16 protein-coding genes are annotated in these 19,128 nt (G+C 68.7%); 6 read left to right on the top strand and 10 right to left on the bottom strand.

Going from position 1 to position 19,128, the window contains the following annotated elements:
• The 4 genes from IG08_RS0151045 to IG08_RS0151030 all read right to left on the bottom strand — a co-directional run.
• Window positions 1-257 (bottom strand): WecB/TagA/CpsF family glycosyltransferase (locus IG08_RS0151045; RefSeq protein WP_199821132.1); only part of this gene is annotated, 257 nt, incomplete at its 3' end.
• Complete coding sequence (locus IG08_RS0151040) at window positions 254-1,315, bottom strand: NAD-dependent epimerase/dehydratase family protein (RefSeq protein WP_199821131.1); 1,062 nt, start codon at window positions 1,313-1,315, stop codon at window positions 254-256. The genes IG08_RS0151040 and IG08_RS0151045, both read right to left, overlap by 4 nt.
• Window positions 1,316-1,323: 8 nt before the next feature.
• Window positions 1,324-2,694: an O-antigen ligase family protein gene (locus IG08_RS0151035; RefSeq protein ID WP_030621155.1), complete on the bottom strand. Its 1,371-nt coding sequence runs from the start codon at window positions 2,692-2,694 to the stop codon at window positions 1,324-1,326.
• A 47-nt stretch (window positions 2,695-2,741) separates the two neighbouring features.
• Window positions 2,742-3,902 (bottom strand): glycosyltransferase family 4 protein, encoded by a 1,161-nt coding sequence (locus tag IG08_RS0151030; protein ID WP_030621152.1) that lies wholly within the window; start codon window positions 3,900-3,902, stop codon window positions 2,742-2,744.
• A 539-nt stretch (window positions 3,903-4,441) separates the two neighbouring features.
• Between IG08_RS0151030 and IG08_RS0151025 the strand changes: the two genes are divergently transcribed.
• Window positions 4,442-5,782, top strand: coding sequence for a sugar transferase (locus tag IG08_RS0151025; RefSeq protein WP_234343206.1), 1,341 nt, complete (start codon window positions 4,442-4,444; stop codon window positions 5,780-5,782).
• A 10-nt stretch (window positions 5,783-5,792) separates the two neighbouring features.
• Here IG08_RS0151025 and IG08_RS0151020 read toward each other — a convergent pair whose 3' ends face one another.
• Entirely contained in the window at window positions 5,793-7,262 is a 1,470-nt protein-coding gene (locus tag IG08_RS0151020) for a lipopolysaccharide biosynthesis protein (RefSeq protein WP_030621148.1), read from the bottom strand.
• 394 nt (window positions 7,263-7,656) lie between these two features.
• Here IG08_RS0151020 and IG08_RS0151015 point away from each other — a divergent pair, with 394 nt between their 5' ends.
• Genes IG08_RS0151015 through IG08_RS0151005 form a run of 3 tightly spaced genes read left to right on the top strand, consistent with a single transcriptional unit; the run spans window position 7,657 to window position 11,050 of the window.
• A complete protein-coding gene (locus IG08_RS0151015) occupies window positions 7,657-8,610 on the top strand; it encodes a UDP-glucuronic acid decarboxylase family protein (protein WP_052425303.1) in 954 nt (317 codons plus the stop codon).
• Between the two features lie 2 nt (window positions 8,611-8,612).
• Window positions 8,613-9,644, top strand: a complete 1,032-nt coding sequence (gene galE, locus IG08_RS0151010; RefSeq protein ID WP_030621144.1) for a UDP-glucose 4-epimerase GalE — start codon at window positions 8,613-8,615, stop codon at window positions 9,642-9,644.
• 20 nt (window positions 9,645-9,664) lie between these two features.
• On the top strand, window positions 9,665-11,050 hold the full coding sequence (locus IG08_RS0151005) for a UDP-glucose dehydrogenase family protein (protein WP_030621141.1): 1,386 nt from the start codon (window positions 9,665-9,667) through the stop codon (window positions 11,048-11,050).
• Between the two features lie 99 nt (window positions 11,051-11,149).
• Here the strand turns inward: IG08_RS0151005 and IG08_RS0151000 are convergent, their stop codons facing one another.
• Window positions 11,150-12,181, bottom strand: coding sequence for a glycosyltransferase family 2 protein (locus IG08_RS0151000; RefSeq protein WP_158812403.1), 1,032 nt, complete (start codon window positions 12,179-12,181; stop codon window positions 11,150-11,152).
• On the bottom strand, window positions 12,115-13,422 hold the full coding sequence (locus IG08_RS0150995) for a glycosyltransferase family 4 protein (RefSeq protein WP_030621135.1): 1,308 nt from the start codon (window positions 13,420-13,422) through the stop codon (window positions 12,115-12,117). The genes IG08_RS0151000 and IG08_RS0150995 overlap by 67 nt, the downstream gene beginning before the upstream one ends.
• A 287-nt stretch (window positions 13,423-13,709) precedes the next feature.
• On the opposite strand from IG08_RS0150995, the gene IG08_RS60990 reads away from it, so the two are divergent.
• Window positions 13,710-15,167 carry a tyrosine-protein kinase domain-containing protein gene (locus IG08_RS60990; protein ID WP_052425301.1) on the top strand — a complete coding sequence of 486 codons (1,458 nt, stop codon included), beginning with the start codon at window positions 13,710-13,712 and terminating at the stop codon, window positions 15,165-15,167.
• Between the two features lie 20 nt (window positions 15,168-15,187).
• The gene (locus IG08_RS0150985; protein ID WP_052425300.1) at window positions 15,188-15,754 is read left to right on the top strand and encodes an arsenate reductase/protein-tyrosine-phosphatase family protein; all 567 of its coding nucleotides are present in this window, start codon (window positions 15,188-15,190) and stop codon (window positions 15,752-15,754) included.
• 90 nt (window positions 15,755-15,844) lie between these two features.
• Here the strand turns inward: IG08_RS0150985 and IG08_RS55335 are convergent, their stop codons facing one another.
• The 3 genes from IG08_RS55335 to IG08_RS0150975 all read right to left on the bottom strand — a co-directional run.
• Complete coding sequence (locus IG08_RS55335; RefSeq protein WP_052425299.1) at window positions 15,845-17,623, bottom strand: DUF4012 domain-containing protein; 1,779 nt, start codon at window positions 17,621-17,623, stop codon at window positions 15,845-15,847.
• 89 nt (window positions 17,624-17,712) lie between these two features.
• Window positions 17,713-18,063 carry an LPXTG cell wall anchor domain-containing protein gene (locus tag IG08_RS59730; protein ID WP_106981173.1) on the bottom strand — a complete coding sequence of 117 codons (351 nt, stop codon included), beginning with the start codon at window positions 18,061-18,063 and terminating at the stop codon, window positions 17,713-17,715.
• Between the two features lie 188 nt (window positions 18,064-18,251).
• On the bottom strand, window positions 18,252-19,128 hold an 877-nt coding region (locus IG08_RS0150975; protein WP_030621125.1), incomplete at its 5' end, for a (Fe-S)-binding protein.

The raw sequence follows: 19,128 nt of genomic DNA, 5'->3' as shown, positions 1-19,128 counted from the left end.
CCGCACACCCGGTCGGTGAGGCCCGCGCCATGCAGCATGTTCAGTGCCCAGCGCACCGGCTGACCGTCCGGGGTCACCAGGTCGAAGGAGTTGAGACGGGCGCCGTGCTCCTGGTCCAGCACGCCCGTCATCACGCCGTGGACGGCAAGCGCGGTGACTGCGAACGGGCGGCGGTTCCGGGCCGCGGCCAGCACGGAGTCCGTCGCCTCGTCATAGCTCGTCACGTCGACGAGGACGCCAAGAACGTTCTTCTTCACCGGGACGGGACCCACCTGTCCACATTGGCCTCGTAGATCTCGTTCATGATCATCGGCACGTCGTACGTCAACTGCCACTCCGGACAGTGCTGTTCGAAACGCGCGTTGGAGCTGATCCACCAGATGTGGTCGCCGGTGCGGGGCGTGTCGACGTGTTCGACGAGCATCTCGTTTCCCGAGATCTTCTCGGCCAGCGCAATCGCTTCGAGATTGGAGGCGTTGGAGTGTCGGCCACCGCCCAGGTTGTACACCTCGGCGCTGCGTGGATTGCGAAAGAACGCCTCGAACGCGGCGACCACGTCATGACTGTGGATGGCGTCCCGCACCTGCTTGCCCTTGTACCCGATGAGTTTGTACGTGCGCCGCTCCATGGCGCAGCGCATCACATAAGCGAGGAAGCCGTGCAGTTCTGTGGCGGAGTGGCCCGGGCCGGTGAGCGTGCCCCCACGGAAGCACGCTGTCCTGAGTCCGAAATAGCGGCCGTACTCCTGGACCATGATGTCCGCGGCCACCTTCGAGGCGCCGAAAACCGAGTGCAGGCAGGCGTCGATGGACATGTCCTCGCCGATGCCGGCGGCGTAGCGGTGACCGTCGGCGATCTCCCAGCGAGTCTCCTGCTCCACCAGCGGCAGGGAATTGGGGCGGTCGCCGTACACCTTGTTGGTGGAGCAGTGGATCAGGGGGGCGTCGATGCAGTGTTCGCGAATGTTCTGCAGCACATTGAGCGTGCCTGCGGCGTTGATGTCGAAATCCAGGAATGGATCACGTGCCGCCCAGTCGTGGGACGGTTGCGCCGCAGTGTGGATGACGACGGCGATGTCCCGGCCGTACTTCTGGAAGACGGACGCCATTGCGTCCCGGTCGCGAATGTCCACGCCATGGTGCACATAGGCCTTGCCAAGGTCCGCGGCCAGACGTTTCACGTTCCACGCGGTCGACGCTTCCGGTCCGAAGAACCGCGAGCGCATGTCGTTGTCGATGCCGATGACATCAAGTCCCAGACGCGCGAAGTGCCGTACCGCTTGTGACCCGATCAGACCGGCCGAGCCGGTGACCACTGCGACACTCATACCATCGCCTCTTTCTTCTGTTCCGGTTTCTGTCGGCGGCGGGCCCGTCGTGTCCGATGGCCTGCGAGCAGGATTCCAGCTGCCCAGAAGAAGGGAGTGGCGCCGAAAGGTGATTCCAGGATGACGCCCAACAGGGAGACGACAAGAAGGGAGACCACCAGCAGCACACACAACGACGTCAGCTCGTCGGGCGGCCCTCTTCGAACGATTCGGATCACAATGGCCAGAAGACTGGCCAGCAGAGCGACGACAATGGTGAGACCGGCGAAGCCCAGTCGGGCAAACGAGGTGATCAAGTAGTTGTGGGGAGAACGCACTCCCATTCCTCGACCGATGGGAAGGTCGCCGTTGGACAGTTGGAGAAAGTCCGGTCCGAATCCCACACCGATGGCTGACCGTGCCGGGTCGTCCAAGGTGTACGTCACGACCCGCTCCCACGCGATCAATCGAGCGCGCTTGGTGCCCTGAGCGTTTTCCACCAACTCCGAAGACGCTGTCGCACCTTTGTTGAGCGCAAGGAGACGTTGGCCGGCCGGAGACATCGGAAGCACCGCCACCACCACGGCAAGGACCGCGATCGCTCCGAGCGTCACCGCGCGAAGGGTGAGACGGCCGTTCCTGCCCGCCCTGAGCATGACGGCCACCAGCACGCACAAACAGCACGAGATGAGGGCGGCTCTGTTCACCTGTGCGAGGCCCGTGGCCAGCGCGGCGGCGGCCACCGATCCGTGCAGCCAGATCCGACCCCGTCTGATCCGCAGGATCGACATGCCCGCCAGCACGCCGAGCACCGCCACGTCGAAATCGGTCCTGATCTCGAAGACGCGAGTCGGGCCCACCCTGGGCAACGTGGCGACCCAGTCCGGTGCGAGGGTCGCCACCACCATCCAGCTGAGGTGCAGCAACAGTCCGCCGTGGATCAACCGGACCGTTCGCGCTCTGCCGCGGTCGCTCGCTCTCTGGTAGCCGCCCGCGGACAAATAGGCGATCGCGGCGTAGGCGAAGGGCGCCGCGTCACGGGCGGCCATCCGCAGGTCGCCCTCCACGGCAAGCAGGTGGAACCCTGTCACGAGCAGCAGCAGCCCGATCAGGATTCCCGGCCCGTGGATGCGCTCGCGCCGTTGCCCGGAAAGCGATCTCAAACAGATGGCCTGCAGGAAGGCCGCACACAACAGGACATCACCGATGTAGAGCGGCCCCATGTGCAGGTGAGAAATCCAACGGCCTCCGGTGAGCAGAACGGCGACCGCCACGGTTCCGGCGATCAACCGGTTGTCAGTGGTGGGCTTTCCGTCGGCCGCCTGAGACACGGACGGACGGTCGTCCAGGTCCGTATGTCCGGCCACGTCGGTTTTCAGGTACGCCATGTGCACTTTCGTTGTCACGAATCACTCGCCCTTCCCAGCCGCTCTGCCTAGGCGGGCGCGGTGGCGCGGTCGTCAGCGACGCGAACCGCTTCCTCGTATGCCTCGGCGATGCGCGCGATCCAGGCGCGCTCCGTGAAGTGGTCGGCGTACATCTGTCGGCAGTGGGCGCGGAGCGACGGGAAGCGAGTCGCCGCCTCTCTCAGGACCGGGGCGAGAGGCTGGTCCCACTGGGTGACCAGACCGGTACCGAGTTCCTGTACCGACTCGGCGACCGACGAGCCCTCGAAAGCCAGGATCGGAAGTCCGGCCGCCAGAGCCTCTGCCTGCACACAGGGCGCGACCTCGTACCAGCGGCTGGGGAAGACCAGGCCGCGCCAGGAGGGCATCCGCCGGCACAGTTCGGTCCGGTCGAGAAGGCCGAGGAAGCGGACGGAGGAAGGGGCGACCGCCCGGCAGGCGGCGAGGAGCTCGCCGTCGCCGACGACGTCCAGCGGCTCGTCGGCGGGCCACTGACGCAGCAGTTCCAGGACGCCCTTCTCGGCCGTGAGGCGCGCGGCGACGAGCCAACGGCCGTTGTCGTCGCCCCCGGCCTCTCCGGCCTGCGGTGCGTCGACGAAGTTGGGTACGAGGACCAGGCGCTCGGCAGGCACACCGGCACCCTGGTAGGTCCGCTCGCTCAGCCGGGAGTTCACGACGAGCCGGTCCGCGCGGGCCAGCAGCGGGTCCCGCGCAAGGCCGTGCCGTCCGGCCCAGGCCAGGGGCAGTGTTGCGGCTCGGGACTCGCGATAGCAGCCGTACCGCAGGGCTGCCCATGGTTCGCCGTCCGGGCAACGCGTGCACACGGCGCCCGCACGGTAGAGCGTCGCCGCGGCACACATGGGCCGGTAGTTGTGCAGGGTCGCCACGAGCGGGCCGTCCCAGTGCCGTACCCAGGAACGCCCGAAGTTGGGAAACAGGTTGTGGACATGCACCAGGTCGGGGGCGTACGCACGCAGCCGGGAGAGCGGGTTGCGGCCTCGTCCGGACGCCACGCGCGCCGCTGCCCGCAGAGGATAGAGCGGATCCCGCGCCAGTTCATCGGTGTGGGCGTCGAACAGCTCCACCCCGTGGCCCGCGGCGCGCAACGCACGCACCTGGTCTCGTACGAGCGCGTTCTCTCCGCTGGGCGTTGCGGAGGTGTAGAAGCTGTGGACCACCGCGATCTTCATGACAGGGTGCCTTCGGTCGTCGTCAGCAGAGGCGGGTGCGGGGCGCTCCGCGCAGGCAGCGGGTGCCCGCTGTCGAGGCCTCCGGGGCAGGAGACAAACTCGCGCAACCGGTGATCCTTGCCGTCGCTTTGGGGATGGCGCTGCGGTGAGTCCACCCGCCTGGCGCAGCGACACGTGAACGGACACGTTGTGGGGTCACGCGCGGCGCGGTCCGGCCCGATGCTGCTCATCGGGTGAGAGTTCTCCTTGGGCGAGCGTCGCCACCCTCCCCACCACGTTGACGTCTGCACACTCGATGCGTCCGCCGCTTGTCGCACCTTCGAATGATGACCTGGACAGGTAAACGGACCCGAGGAAATCCGCTGGAGCCGGTTGGAGAGGTGACCTTGACTGTTCGGGGAGACGTACCTTATGTCCCGCTGCCAGGGCGTGCGCAGGTGCAGTCCGACCGGGAGCCGCCTCGCACCAGACGAAGACGGCATGGCAAGCCTGCCTGGTATCTGCCGGCTGCGACGGCCGTCGATGCCGCGGGGGCGACCGTGCCGGTGTACACGGCCTTCCGCATGGCCGGTGAGACGCAAGCCGTGTGGTACGCGGCGGTGGTGGCCTCGGCCTGGGTGATCGTACGGGCCTCGCGCACGCGGTACGCGTGGCGCAACCTGGGAGAAGGCGGCGCCGCCGACCCCATGCTGCGGGACTGGCTGATTCTGGTGGGGCTGCTCACCGTGCTGGGAGCGGCGGCCGGTGTGGACTCCCCCTTTCATCTCGCGTTGGCCGGCCTGGCCGCGTGCCTCCCGACCACTGCGGTCTGCCAGGTCATGACGCACCGTCACCTGCTGGCGCAGCGCCGTGCCGGACGAGCCGTCCGTCAGGCTCTGGTGATGGGTGAGGCGGCCGCTCTCGAGGGTCTGGTGAATCATCTCGCGCGACGCACCGACCACGAGTTCGTCGTGGTCGGGGTGTGCCCGATCGGCGACGACACCTTCAACCCGGTGGCCCCGGTCATGGCACGGCTGGACAAGCAGGCCCCGGCGCGACCGTCCGACGACTCCGTGGCGGTGCTGGCGGCGGCCCGAAGGCTGGGGGTGGACCTGGTCTTCGTCGCATCCGGGCCGAGCATGGCCGGTGAGCGACTGCGCCGGCTGTCCTGGGCCGTGCACGAGGACGGTTGGCCGCTCGTCGTCGTACCCGGCCTGACCGAGGTGGCACAACGCCGGGTGAGGGTCTCGTCCGTGGCCGGTCTGACGATGCTGCATGTGGCCTCGCCCGTCCGCCGCGGCGCCGCCCTGCTGCTGAAGGAGGTGACGGACCGGGTGGGCGCCGCGTTGCTGCTGGTGCTGTTCGTCCCTGTCTTCGCCGCGGTGGCGATCGCCGTACGGCTGGATTCGCCGGGAGCGATCCTGCACCGCCAGATCCGCGTCGGGCAGGGCGGCCGCCACTTCAACCTGGCGAAGTTCCGCACCATGGTCGCCAACGCCGAACAGCTGAGGCACGAGCTCGCCGGGACCAATGAGCAGGACGGGCTGATGTTCAAGATTCGCAGCGATCCCCGGATCACGCGCGTGGGCCGGGTGCTGCGCCGCTTCTCGCTGGACGAGCTCCCCCAGTTGCTCAACGTGCTGCGGGGCCACATGTCCCTGGTGGGTCCGAGGCCGCCGCTGCCCGACGAAGTGGCGAAGTACAACGAGGTGGAACTGCGGCGACTGAGCGTCAAGCCGGGACTCACCGGTCTGTGGCAGGTCAGCGGGCGCTCCGACCTGTCCTGGGACGAGACCGTCGCCCTGGACCTGCGCTACGTCGACAACTGGTCCCCCGCCGTCGACTTCGGCATCCTGCGCCGGACGCTGCGAGCTGTCGTCGAGGGCAACGGCGCCTACTGACCCAACGGGATCAGCGCCAGAGCACAGCGGGCAGCAGGCCGCGTTCCCGGGCGACACGCACGCCGTGCAGACCGGCGCCGTACCGCACACAGCACAGCATCAGGGCACCCGCGGCTGCCAGCTCGGCCGCGAGGATCACTGCCGGAGGGCAACTGTCGTCGAGCGCCTGCCGAACGGACCACAGGGCGAGCCAGATCAGGACGGCGAGCGCGGCGGCCTGTACGTATGCCTCCGCGATCAGCCGGCGGGTGGTGGGGAAGAGCTGGTTCAGCCATACGTAGAACAGGGCCTGTTTGATGAGTTGGCTCACCAGTACCACCATCATCAGGGCGTGAACTCCGCCGCCGAGGAACAGTGCGACGGCCGTTCCGGCGACGAGAACCACCAGCTGCACCAGATGGATGACGACCTTGCGTCCCACCGCGCCCATGGCCTCCACGAGCGTGCCCGAGAAGTGCGCCACCAGACTGAGCGCGCTGGCCAGGCCCAGGATCGGGACCAGTTCGGCGCTGCCGCGCCACTGACTGCCGAGCAGCAGGGCCACCAACTCCTCGCTACTCGCGCCGATCACCGCCCACATGGAGAAGAGGACCAGCGTGGTCACAGACGTGCAGTCGGCGTAGGTGGCGCCGAGCCGGCTGGTCTCGTGCTGGATGCGGCTGAGGGCGGGCAGGAGAACCTTGCTCGCCGCCTGTTGGATCTGTTGCAGCGGAAACGTCGCCAGGATCGCGGCGCGGTCGTAGAGCCCGGCGGCGGCGACGCCCACGTAGCGGCCGATGGAGAGCTTGGGGAAGTCCGCCACGAGGTATTCCAGGAAACCGTTGACCGATACTTTGCCGCCGAAGCGCATGACGTCACGCATGGCACGCACATCGAACAGGGGACGCAGCGAGTGCCGGACCAGGAGGTAGGACAGAAGGGCCAGCAGCAGAGTCCATGCGAGTACGCCGTAAACAAGGCTCCACACGCCTGCGCCGAGGAGTGCGGAAGAGATTCCGACAGCGCAAAAGCCGACGACAAAGGAGAAGAAGTCGGTGAGGGCGACGGCCCGGTATCGCATACCGCGGCTCAGCAGTCCGGTGGAGGGGGCGCCCAGAGCCGTGATCAGCAGACCCAGGGCAAGCGCCCGGATCAGGCTGGTCAATTCGGTAGGACCGCGGAATAACTCGGTGGCGTATGGAGCGACGAACCAGACCGCCGAGCTGGAGCAGATACCGAAGGTGAGGGCCAGCGTGAAGATCACGCGTACGTCGCGGCCCGTGAGTGAGGGGCGCTGGACCACCGCGGAGCTCAGACCGCCCTGGGCGAAGTTCTGAGCGAAACGCGGCACCAGGTATGCCAGTGCCATCAGCCCGAAGTCCTCGGGGGTGAGGAGCCGGGCCATCGCGGCCGTGTAGGGAATCTGGACGGCGGCGCTCGCCGCACTGGCGAGATAGGCCCAGCGCATGCCTCGGACCGTGACGGACGTCAGCTGCGTCATGGGGACACCCGGCGGTCGGTTTCCATGGGGCTCCTCGTGTGCGCCTCGTGCGGTCAGGATCGTCTCGTGGCGTTCGAGGGGCGCCCCGGCAGCCACGCGAAACCCGGGGCGAAGTAGCCCCGGAGGCGTAGTAGTCACACAGGTGGCGAGGTGCGCGACGCGCGAGCGTCCATTCACACGTGCGAGTGATCGCCCGCTCGCGGCAACGGCTTTCCGCGCCGGCGCATCCTCTATGCCAAGGGCTGTGTCGCGCCGGTTTCCCGCCTCTTTCCCGGTACCGGCCAAACAGTGCACGGCCTCAGTCGCGCACGAAATAAGAAACAGCGTCCGCTCATATCATTTCGACGTTCTGCGACAACAAATCCACCCCTTCCTGCACTTCTGGAGAAAATCCATGCGCGTTGCCGTAACCGGTGGGGGCGGTTTTCTGGGCTCACACCTGTGTGAGGCATTGCTGCGGCGTGGGGACGCCGTGGTGTGCCTCGACAACCTCAGCACGGGGCGGCCCGAGAACATCGCACACTTGCGGAAATACCCCGAGTTCGAATTCATCCACGCCGACGTGAGCGTCACCGCGGAAGTCCCCGGCCCGGTCGACGCCGTCGCCCATCTCGCCAGTCCCGCGTCACCGCCGGACTATCTGCGGCTGCCCCTGCAGACCCTTGCCGTGGGCAGCCGAGGCACCGAGAACGCCCTCGAACTGGCCCGGCTCAACAACGCCCGGTTCCTGCTCGCTTCGACGAGTGAGGTCTACGGCGATCCGCTGGTCCACCCTCAGGACGAGGACTACTGGGGGAACGTCAATCCGGTCGGACCGCGCAGCGTGTACGACGAGGCCAAGCGGTACGCGGAAGCCGTCTCGCTTGCCTATCGGCGCAGCCTGGGCGTCGACGTGGGAATCATCCGGATCTTCAACACCTACGGCCCGCGCATGCGCCGACTCGACGGCCGGGTCGTCTCCAGCTTCATCGCCCAAGCCCTCGACGGCGATCCGTTGACCATCTACGGCGACGGCAAGCAGACCCGCAGCTTCTGCTACGTGAGCGACCTGATCCGTGGCCTGATCGCGATGCTGGACTCGTCCGAGACCGGGCCGTTCAATCTCGGGAACCCGGAGGAGTGGACGGTGTCCGACCTCGCCGAGCTCGTCCTCGACATCACAGGCTCGGACTCGGAGATCCAGTACCACCCGCTCCCCGTGGACGACCCGGTCCGCCGCCGCCCGGACATCACCCGGGTCGGTGAACACCTCGGCTGGCACCCGGAAGTACCGGTCGAGGACGGTGTACGGCGGACGGTGGAGTGGTTCAGCGTCCGGGCCTGCGAAGCCACTACCGAAGAGAGGTGACCGTGCCCGGTCGCACCACTGTCCTGGTGACCGGTGGCGCCGGTTTCATCGGCAGCCACACCTGTGTCGAACTCCTCGACCACGGCTATGACGTAGTGGTCGTCGACGACTACTCCAACAGCTCGCCCGGCGCGCTGGAACGCGTTGCGAAGATCGCCGCCCGCCCGCCGGTCGCCGTCCACGAGATCGACCTGCTCGACCGGCGCGCTCTGTCCCGGGTGTTCGACGAGCATCACATCGACGCCGTCATCCACTTCGCCGCGAAGAAGGCCGTCGGGGAGTCCGTGGAACTGCCCGTCGAGTACTACGACACCAACGTGGGCGGCACCACGGCTCTGCTGCGTGCCATGCACGACCACGGAGTCCACCGCCTGGTGTTCTCCTCGTCCTGCTCGATCTACGGCAACGCCACCAAGGTGCCGCTCACCGAAGAGGACCCGGCAGGCCCCACCAACCCGTACGCCACCTCGAAGTGGCTCTGCGAGCAGGTGCTCGCCGACACCTGCCGTCATCTGCCCCGGCTTTCCGTGCTGGTCCTGCGTTACTTCAACCCGGTCGGCGCGCACCCCAGCGGACTGCTCGGCGAGGTGCCCCGGGGAGCCGTGCCCAACAACGTGATGCCGTACCTCGCCCGGGTCGCCGCCGGCCGGCTCCCGAAGCTCAGCGTCTTCGGCGACGACTACCCGACCACCGACGGCACGGGTGTGCGCGACTACATCCATGTGATGGACGTCGCCGAAGGCCATCGCGTCGCGCTGGAACACCTCGTGGGCGAGAACGGCATGCGCGTCTTCAACCTCGGTACGGGACAGGGCACATCGGTGCTCGAACTCGTCGCCGCCTTCCAGCGCGCCTCCGGTACGTCGATCCCGTACGAGATCACCGGCCGCCGTCCCGGCGACGTGCCGGCCCTGGTCGCCGACCCGAGCGCCGTGGCCCGGGCCTGGAACTGGACCACGACGAGAGACCTCACCGCGATGTGCGAGGACGTATGGCGGTTCCAGGAGCTCAACCCGTCCGGCTATCCGAACTGACGCAGAAAGAGGCGAGCGAGATGCGACTGACCGTCATCGGGACGGGATACCTCGGGGCCGTGCACGCCGCGTGCATGGCGGACATCGGGCACGAGGTGCTCGGCGTCGACATCGACGCCGAGAAGATCGCGGCTCTCAAAGAGGGCAGGGTGCCCTTCTTCGAACCAGGTCTGCAGGACGTTCTCGGCCGAACCGTCGGCTCGGGGCGGTTGCGCTTCACCACCTCTCTCGACGAGGCGGCCGACTTCGGCGACGTGCACTTCGTCTGTGTGAACACCCCGCAGCGCCGGGACTCGCCCGCCGCCGACCTGCGGGCGGTCGACGCCGTCATCGACGGGCTGGCGCCCAGGCTGAGCCGACGCTGCCTGATCGTGGGCAAGTCCACGGTCCCCGCGGGAACGACGGCCCGGCTCACCGCGCGTGTCCAGGAGCTCGTTCCGGAGGGCACGGACGTCGAGGTCGCCTGGAATCCGGAGTTCCTGCGGGAGGGCTTCGCCGTCCAGGACACGCTCCGCCCGGAGCGGCTGGTGGCCGGCGTCTGGTCACAGCGGGCCGACGAGACCCTGCGCGAGGTGTACGCACCGATGCTGCGCGTCGGCGTGCCCTACATCAGCACGGACCCGGCCACCGCCGAGCTGGTGAAGGTCGCGGCGAACTCGTTCCTCGCCACCAAGATCTCGTTCATCAACGCCATGGCCGAGGTCTGCGATGCCACGGGTGCCGATGTGGTCACCCTGGCCGACGCCCTCGGGTATGACACCCGCATCGGCCGCCGCTTCCTCTCCGCCGGCCTCGGCTTCGGCGGCGGATGCCTCCCCAAGGACATCAGGGCGTTCACGGCCCGCGCCGACGAACTCGGCATCGGCAGCGCGGTGTCGTTCCTCCGCCAGATCGACGAGATCAACATGCGGCAGCGGCGACGCACCGTCGACATCGCCCGGGACATGGTCGGCGGAGGATTCGAGGGACGCTGTATCGCCGTCCTCGGCGCCACGTTCAAGCCCGACAGCGACGATGTGCGGGACTCGCCCGCCCTGGCCGTAGTGGCCGCGATCCATCGTGAGGGCGCGGACGTACGGCTCCACGACCCGGAGGGAATGGACAACGCGCGGGCCGTCCTGCCCATGCTCGAATACGCCCCCGATGTGACCAAGGCGTGCGAGGGCGCCGATCTCGTGCTGCATCTGACCGAGTGGACCGACTACCGCCGGATCGACCCCGCCGCGCTCGCCGCCGTGACACCCGCGCGGAAGATCCTCGACGCGCGCAACGCCCTCGACGCGGCGCTGTGGCGATCCGCCGGCTGGACCCTGCGGTCGCTCGGCCGACCGACGCCGCCTCCCCTGCCGAGCCAGCAGAGGGCCGTCGACCACGTCTCGTCCGTCTGCTCCGCCGAGTCGGGGTGAGCCGGGCCCTTGTGGCCGCCCTGATAACCAGAGCCGGAGACCATGTGATGTGGTCTCCGGCTCGCTGTTGACCGAGAGCAGGAGCACCCGCAACTGCGGTCAGTTCGCGCCGTGGGCGACGGCACTTGGCGTACGGCGAACCGAAAGGCGCATCGCGATTCGGCGCAGCGTGTACGACGGCCGGGCCACCAGGGCGGCAGCGCACAGCGCGGACGCCTTGACGTACCGTCTTTCCATCACCAGCAGGCCGGCGTCACGAAATCGCCGTGCCGCGCCGTCCTGCCGCCGTTGCGCCCTCGTGAGGCGATACGAGGACACAAACGATTCCAGGTCGGGTGCGGACCGGCCCTCGAGCCGGGCCGTGGCCCGCTTCTCGACGAAGCGCATGAGCATCATCATCTTGGCGTGATGACGGGCCGACAGGGAGTTGCTGTGAACTCGGTAGGCACCGAGCGGCCGCATGACCGTGGCAATCGATCCCGCCAGGGCCAGTCGAGTCATGAGGTCGAGATCCTCGACGACCGGAAGTGACTCGTCGAACCCTCCCGCGGCCCGCACGGTGTCGGTCCAGGCGATCAGGGAGGAGTTGAACGGGAACGGCATCAGCTGGCCCCGCTGCAGGCGCTCCCGAGAGTCGGGGTCCCGAGCGTCCTGACCCGCCCGACCGAGCAGGCGGCGGCCGTTTCCGGACAGATACTGGAAGACCGCGCCGACCGCGACGACACCGCGGTCGCTCTCAAGGACGCTGATCTGCTCGGAGAGCTTCTCCGGATACCAGAGATCGTCAGCGTCGAGGAAGGCCACGATCTCACCCTTGGCGAGGGCGAGACCGCGATTGCGGGCGGCTGCGCCACCCCGGTTCGCGCCTCGGTCAACCCGAATACGCTCGTCAGCGATGCCTTCGGCGATCGCCGCGCCGCCATCGGTGGACCCGTCGTCCACCACGATGACGTCGAGTTCCCGGTGCGTCTGGCTGAGGACGGACGCGAGACAGGCTCCGATGTACTTCTCCGTGTTGTACAGGGGGATGATCACTGATACGAGCATGGTTGCCTTTCGAGGGTTCACACAGATGCCGACCACAGAATGCCGCGGTAGAGCTCTTCGGCGGTTTCCGCCTTCGCCGTCCACGTGTGTTTCCGCGCCCACGCCAGCGCGGCTCGTTCCATGCAGTGGCGTGTCTGGTGATCGTTCAGCACGCCGCTGAGCGCCCACGCGAGGCGTTGCGGCAGGTCGGCGGGGTCGCCGAGCGGTACGGAGATCGACCCGCCCGGCGCCGAGAAGTCACTGATGCCGTGGTGGCCGAGATGGATGACGGGGAGGCCTCTGGCCCACGCTTCCAGGGTCTGCGTGCTGGAGGAGTCCCGCAGGCTGGTCATCAGGAACGCGTCGGCCTCGTCGCAGGCCTCGAAAACCTGTTCGCGGGGCAACAGGCCCCGGAATTCCACGGATTCACCTACCCCCAGACGCAGCGCGAGCTGTTCCAGGGACGGCCGCAGAGGTCCGTCTCCGAGGATCACGAGGCGCGCGTCCGGAATCTCCGACCGCAGATGTGCGATCGCCCGCACGGCCAGTTCGGGGGTCTTGCGCGGGTGCAGCCTGCCGACCCACAGAACGGTGGGCGGACGGCCGGACCGAGCGGGCCGAGCCTCCGCCGGCTCTCGGATCAGCGACTCCTGGATGCCGTCCGCCAGCATCAGACGGGTGGCGGTACGGCTCAGACGGCGAGCCCGTCGTTCCGTGTCCCGGTTGGTGGCCAGCACCGCCGCCGCCTCGCGGAGCGTCCTGCGGCATGACTGCCGACGGCTGAGGCAGCGAACCCACAGCCAGGTCCGCAGCGCCTCCTGCCGGTAGGCGGCGCCCAGGTAACGCCGGTGACTGTGAGGTGCGATCTGGCCACCGCCGACGGGACCGAACACCAGGGGCGGTCCGAGATGACGCAGGGCAGAGCCACCTTGCAGAGATCCGTACGAGACGTGGTGCACGAGGTCGGCCCTGTCGAGCCCGTGGCTGCGGGCGTACGCCAGGGCCTGGCGCTGCCATCCGTCGTAGCGCCGGACTTCCGCGGCCATGCCGCTCAGCGGGCCGGGCAGCAGGCTGGTCCACCGGGGCGCTCGCGGTTCCGGGATGACGTGCAGTCTGATGCGTTCGCCCACCGCCCCCAGGTCCGCCACTCGCCGCTCGGCGTGCCGCACGCTGTCGAACTCGGGGTGCGTCAGGACCTCCACGGTGTGCCCGCGTCCCGCAAGTGATTCGGCCCAGCCCCACCCGATGGCCGGTTCGCTGCCGCGTGTGGGATCGCAGGTGAACGCGACCAGCACGATGCGCAGGGTGCGGGACGCGGTGGAGCCGACGGCGGGCTCCGGTGCCATGGGGTCGAGGTCAAGAGGTCCCGCTTCATTGGCGATTGTCCTACGCATGAAGACCTGTCCGTCCGCTGGGGGAGCCCGTCCTGCCGCCAGGCATATTGCTGCGGTGCGGGGTGCGATTCGGCGCCGAAATCTTCTTTGCGTCGCGTTTCGGGGTTGTTTTCCCCCGATCGGCCTCGGGCTGCTGCCGTGGCTCCCGAAGGCGCGGGCCTGTGGCGCCTATCCTGGGCGGCGCATTGAGTATCAAAGCCAAATAAAAGGTATATTTCTAGCCCTGTGAGGGACACCCGTTGGACCTTCGTGGATATCTCAAAGTACTCGCCAGACGCTGGCCGACCGTCCTGATCTGTCTGGTGTTGGGCATCGGGGCGGGCGAGGCGGCAACCGCGGTGACCACGCCGGTCTACGAGGCACATACCCAGCTCTTCGTCGCCACCCGGACCGGTGCGGACACCGCCGATCTGAACAACGGTCAGAGCTTCTCGCAGGCGCGTGTCCAGTCGTATGCGGCCATCGTCGCCACGCGCCAGGTGACGCAGCCCGTGGCGCACGAGCTCGGGCTGGAGTACACGCCGGAGCAGCTCGCCTCCCGCATCACCGCCGAGGCTCCGCTCAACACCGTGCTCATCAACATCACGGTGCGCGACACGGTTCCGGCACGTGCCGCCCGTATCGCCGACGCCGTCGCGGAGCGCTTCATCACCGTCGTCGAGAAGTTGGAGACACCGAAGCAGGTAGCGGCGTACCCCGATGGCTTGGACCCGTCCACCTCCCTCGTCTCACCCGTCTCGCTCGGTGTCACCCAGCAGGCGAGCGTCCCCAGGAATCCTGTCTCGCCGAAGCGGCTGCTCGACCTCGTGGCCGGAGTGTTCGGCGGGCTGCTGCTCGGTGCCGGACTCGTCGCGCTGCGCGAGGCACTCGACACCACCGTCAAGACCAGCGACGCGCTCGGAGAGCTCACCTCGCTGCCGGTCCTCGGTTCCATCCCGTACGACAGGAGCTCGGCCCGGCAGCGGATCGCGATGGACGCCGCCAGCACCTCCGCGCGCGCCGAGGCCTTCCGCAGGCTGCGCGTCAACCTGCAGTTCGCGCAGGTCGACGACCGGCCGCGGGTGATCGTCGTGACCAGCTCGGTGCCCGGTGAAGGGAAGACCACCACCGCCGTCAACATGGCCCTCTCTCTTGCCGATGCGGGTATGCGGATCTGCCTGGTCGACGCCGACCTGCGCCGGCCGTCCGTGGCCGGTACCTTCGGGCTGGTCCAGGACGCCGGACTGACCACGGTGCTCATCGGCCAGGCCTGCATCGAGGATGTGGTGCAACAGGCCGGAGGCCGTCTCACGGTGCTCACCAGCGGTGCCGTACCGCCCAACCCGACCGAACTGCTCGCCTCCGAACGCATGGAGGCGGTACTGCGCGAACTCGCCGCCACCTACGACGTGGTCGTCGTGGACAGCGCTCCCCTGCTGCCGGTCGCCGACACCATCGGCCTGGCCCCGCTCGCCGACGGGGTGCTGTTCGTCGTACGCGCCTCCAAGACCGGCCGCGACCAGATCCGCAGTGCCGCCGAGTCGCTGAGCCGGACCGGCGTACGCGTCCTCGGTACCGTTTTCAGCATGGCCGCCGGCTTCAAGGGCAAGGGGTACGGCTACGGTTACGCCCCGGCGGATGTGCCGGTGCCCCGTCCGGCTGCCGGGCACGAGGAGTTCGCCGGGGCCGCCCTGCGGTCTCCCGCGGGCGAGAAGTGAGTCGCGACACCAGCCCTGGCATGCCGGGGTTCCTGCGGGCCGACGGCCCGGTGACCGGCTTCGAGGTGCTCTTCGTCTGCACCGGCAACCTGCACCGCTCGCCGGTCGCGGAACGGCTGCTGGCCGCCGCGCTGCCGGAGCCGGACTTCAGGGTGCGCAGCGCGGGCACCGAAGCCCGGCCGGTACCGCTGGACTCCGTGACGCGTGCGATCGTCGACGAACTCGGGGGTTATGTACGGGAGTTCACCGCCCGGCGCCTGGACGTCGGCCAGATCGAACGGGCCGACCTGGTGCTCGGCCTGGAGCGTTGCCACCGGGAGGCGGCGGTACGGCTCTGCCCGCTGGCGCTGCGCCGCTGCTTCACCCTCCGGGAGTTCGTCCGGCTCATGGACGGGGCCGGGACCGGGGCCGGTACGCGGCGCGACGCCGTCCGGCTGGCAGCGTCCCGGCGCGGCGTGGTGGTTCCCGCACCGGGCGAGTCGGACGGCATCGACGACCCGGTGGGCGCCGCCCCCGACGTGCACAGGGCGCGGGCCCTGGAGGTCCGCGACGCGGTGCTGACGCTGGCCGGGATCCTGGGCCGGTAACGTCGCCGCTTCAACCCGAAGGGGGGCGCCGCTGCTGAGCGGCGCCCCCCTTCGCTGCGGCGGTCACGGCGAACGGCCCTGCACGGTATGTCAGACACGGCACGGACTCGCAGGCTTCACGGTGGCCCGCAGCGGCGTCACCAGGGCCTGCCGCAGAATCGTCGGGGAGCGGTCGGCCCGGGGTTCGTCGAGGTGCAGCACGAGCGTGCGAGTGGACTGCCGGGGAAGCTCCAGGTCGAGGGTGTACACCGGGTGGCCGCGTTCGGCGCCGGGGATCATCTTGATCGGCTTGCCGTCCAGGGTGGCACGCGTCAGGCTCGCCCCCGTGCCCGCGTAGTAGGACACCAGTAGCCGGTTGTCGCCGGGGCGGGTGCGGTAGGTCGGCCAGTCGACGCGTTGGGTGACGTAGAGGGGCAGGCCCGAGGTCGGCGCCCGGTTGGTGAGCTTCACCGTCGCGGTGACCGACCGGCCGGTGTCCGTGCACGCACCCGGCGCCCAGACGAGGCTGCGGTCCAGGTAGTAGTCCAGCTTGGTGCCGGCCGCGTTGTTCACCACGAGCCCCGCGAAGGGTCCGGGCGTGTCGGGGAGTACGCCTGCGAACGGCCGCGATTCCAGCTCGCGTTGCTCGGCCGCGTGTGCGCTCCACACTTGCATGCGGCCTTCCCGCTGCACGTCGTGCACGGCGCTCAGCAGGGCGGGGAGGTTGCTCGGGTCGTCGATCGCGTTCATCATCCGCCCGGCGGCGGCCTGAGCGGCCTGGACGAAGAACGCCTTGCGCTCGGCGGTGTCCGAGTATTTCGCGTAGGCGGTCCGCTCGGTGAGGTCCACGGCGTTGTCGGCGGTGAGTTCGCTGCCGTCGGGCAGACGGGCCGGCCCGGTGGCACGCAGAAGGAGGCCCAGCGAAGCGGGGTCGATGGCGATCGCGCCGTCCAGACGCCGGCCGGTTTGCGCGCGCCAGTACTCGGTCCAGATGCGGCCCGCGTACGGGAAGTGCGGGCTCATGTTGGAGTTCGCCCAGACGCTGGTGGGCCCGTTGCTCCCGTACTGGGCCGCGAACTCGGCTCCGAGGTCCACGTCCGCGCGTGCGTCCACCTCGGTGTTGTTGCCGAAGTGCTCGAAGGACAGATGGCCACGGTCGGCCCGCAGCACGGCGAAGGCTCCTGGCAGGCCGCCGGTGCCCCGGGCTTCGGCGATGTTCTGGAAGGCGAGGAAGTAGCGCCGTGGCCCGTGTGCCCCGAGCATCGACGGCGCCACACGGGCCGCGACCGCGACGTCGCGTGCCTGCGGGGCGAGACGGTCGAGCTGCTCCGACAGCTGCGCACGGGCGCGGTCGGCAGCCGGCAGCCAGGTGGAGCGGGGAAGGCGGTCGGCGTCGTTCCGTACATCGGCCGCGACACCCGCGGCTCGGGCGAACGCGGGCGCCTCGCTCTCCAACTCCGTGAGGACACGCGGGATGCCGCCGGCGTGAGCGCCCGCCGAGAGTCGGGGGACGGTTCGCACCAGCGGCTGCAGTACATCTCCGGTCAGTCTGTCCGAGGCCTGTGCGATGCCGCGCACGGTCTCGAAGGGCCCGCCGACGAAGGGCAGCTGGGCGGCGGTGTACCAGGCCGGTCCGGTGGTGAGGTCGTGTGCGCGCGAGGCGTGTGCGGCCGCTGAACGCAGCAGTCGCTCCTGGTCGGACTCTGCCTGGGGCCCCGCGGCGACCGCCGCGGGGCGGGACGCCGCCGAGGTCGCGACCGACTCCCGAAGTGCGTTCAGGTCGTGTTGGGCGGCAAGGAGTTCGCTGTGGGCGAGCCAGCCGGTGACACCGATCCAGGCGGCTGCCACCGGTGGCAGTGCGGCGGCGGCCAGCAGCGCGGTCCTGGCCACAGGGCCGCGAACGCGCAGGTGGGCCCGACGGGCGTCCCGGGCAGCATGCCCGGAACGCCCGCGGAAGGTAATCCGTGGTTTTGACACCGTCATGAGTTGTTGCGACGACGTGCGACCACCAGGGTGCCGGCACCTGCTGCGACGAGCGTGGCCGCCACGCCTCCCAGGATCAGTTCCCTGTCGTTGTTGCCACCGGTGTGCGCGAGCTCCGACTTGTGCGGGTGGTGCCCGTTCCCGTGGTGCGGGTGGCCAGGGTGGTGCGGCTTCGGCGGCTTGGGCGGGTACGGCGGCTTCGGCGGGTACGGATGGTCCGTCGAGTGCGGTGGGTACGGGTTGTCCGTGGCATGGGCTGCCCCCGCGGCTGCCAGCGGTGCTACGACGAGCGCAGCAGCCGTGGCGGCTGAGGCGAGAACAGATCGCCACCTCGGCGATGTCGTCATTTCTTCCACTCTCCTTGGCTTGGAGTAGGGCATGGCACCGGCGTGGGCCGATTCCAAGACCTGTAGTGGAATAAATAGGAAATTCCGGGCATAAATAACGCTGTGGCGCCCAGAAGGCACCGGATGGTGTAGAAACGCCCCCTGCCCGGGCGCGGGCAGGGGGCGTCGGAAGGTGCCGTAGGGGCCGGTTACTTCACCGGCTGCGGCTCCGGCTCGCTCTCCACGTCCGCCGCGCCCGCCGGCGGCTCGTCGTCCTCCGGCGTCTTCACGGACTCCAGCAGCAGCTGGGCCACGTCCACGACCTGGATGGACTCCTTCGCCTTGCCCTCGTTCTTCTTGCCGTTGACCGAGTCGGTCAGCATGACGAGGCAGAACGGGCAGGCCGTGGAGACGATGTCGGGGTTGGTGGAGAGGGCTTCGTCCACGCGCTCGTTGTTGATGCGCTTGCCGATCCGCTCCTCCATCCACATCCGCGCGCCGCCGGCGCCGCAGCAGAAGCCGCGTTCCTTGTGGCGGTGCATCTCCTCGTTCCGGAGGCCCGGGACGCTGGCGATGATCTCGCGCGGAGGCGTGTAGATCTTGTTGTGGCGGCCCAGGTAGCAGGGGTCGTGGTAGGTGATGATGCCCTCGACCGGGGTCACCGGGACCAGCTTGCCCTCGTCCACCAGGTGCTGGAGCAGCTGGGTGTGGTGGATGACCTCGTAGTCGCCGCCGATCTGCGGGTACTCGTTGCCGATCGTGTTGAGGCAGTGCGGGCAGGTGGCGACGATCTTCTTGGCCGACTTGGGCTTCTTGGTCGACTCGTCTTCGTCGTCCTCGCCGAACGCCATGTTCAGCGCCGCCACGTTCTCCATGCCGAGCTCCTGGAACAACGGCTCGTTGCCGAGGCGGCGCGCCGAGTCACCGGTGCACTTCTCGTCGCCGCCCATGATCGCGAACTTGACGCCCGCGATGTGGAGCAGCTCGGCGAAGGCCTTCGTGGTCTTCTTCGCGCGGTCTTCGAGGGCACCCGCGCAGCCGACCCAGTACAGGTACTCGACCTCGGACAGGTCCTCGATGTCCTTG

It is taken from the genome of Streptomyces fulvoviolaceus (genome assembly GCF_000718165.1).
GTDB classification, from domain to species: Bacteria; Actinomycetota; Actinomycetes; order Streptomycetales; family Streptomycetaceae; genus Streptomyces; species Streptomyces fulvoviolaceus.
The sequence above is the reverse complement of the archived record's forward strand: the minus strand, read 5'-3'. Positions and strand labels throughout refer to the sequence as shown.

What these genes read in the sequence shown, in the direction of transcription:
- IG08_RS0151035 (WP_030621155.1), bottom strand. Translation starts at nt 2,694, where the DNA reads ATGGCGTACCTGAAAACCGACGTGGCCGGACATACGGACCTGGACGAC.
- IG08_RS0151030 (WP_030621152.1), bottom strand. Translation starts at nt 3,902, where the DNA reads ATGAAGATCGCGGTGGTCCACAGCTTCTACACCTCCGCAACGCCCAGC.
- IG08_RS0151020 (WP_030621148.1), bottom strand. Translation starts at nt 7,262, where the DNA reads ATGACGCAGCTGACGTCCGTCACGGTCCGAGGCATGCGCTGGGCCTAT.
- IG08_RS0151015 (WP_052425303.1), top strand. Translation starts at nt 7,657, where the DNA reads ATGCGCGTTGCCGTAACCGGTGGGGGCGGTTTTCTGGGCTCACACCTG.
- IG08_RS0151005 (WP_030621141.1), top strand. Translation starts at nt 9,665, where the DNA reads ATGCGACTGACCGTCATCGGGACGGGATACCTCGGGGCCGTGCACGCC.
- IG08_RS0150995 (WP_030621135.1), bottom strand. Translation starts at nt 13,422, where the DNA reads ATGGCACCGGAGCCCGCCGTCGGCTCCACCGCGTCCCGCACCCTGCGC.
- IG08_RS0150985 (WP_052425300.1), top strand. Translation starts at nt 15,188, where the DNA reads ATGCCGGGGTTCCTGCGGGCCGACGGCCCGGTGACCGGCTTCGAGGTG.
- IG08_RS59730 (WP_106981173.1), bottom strand. Translation starts at nt 18,063, where the DNA reads ATGACGACATCGCCGAGGTGGCGATCTGTTCTCGCCTCAGCCGCCACG.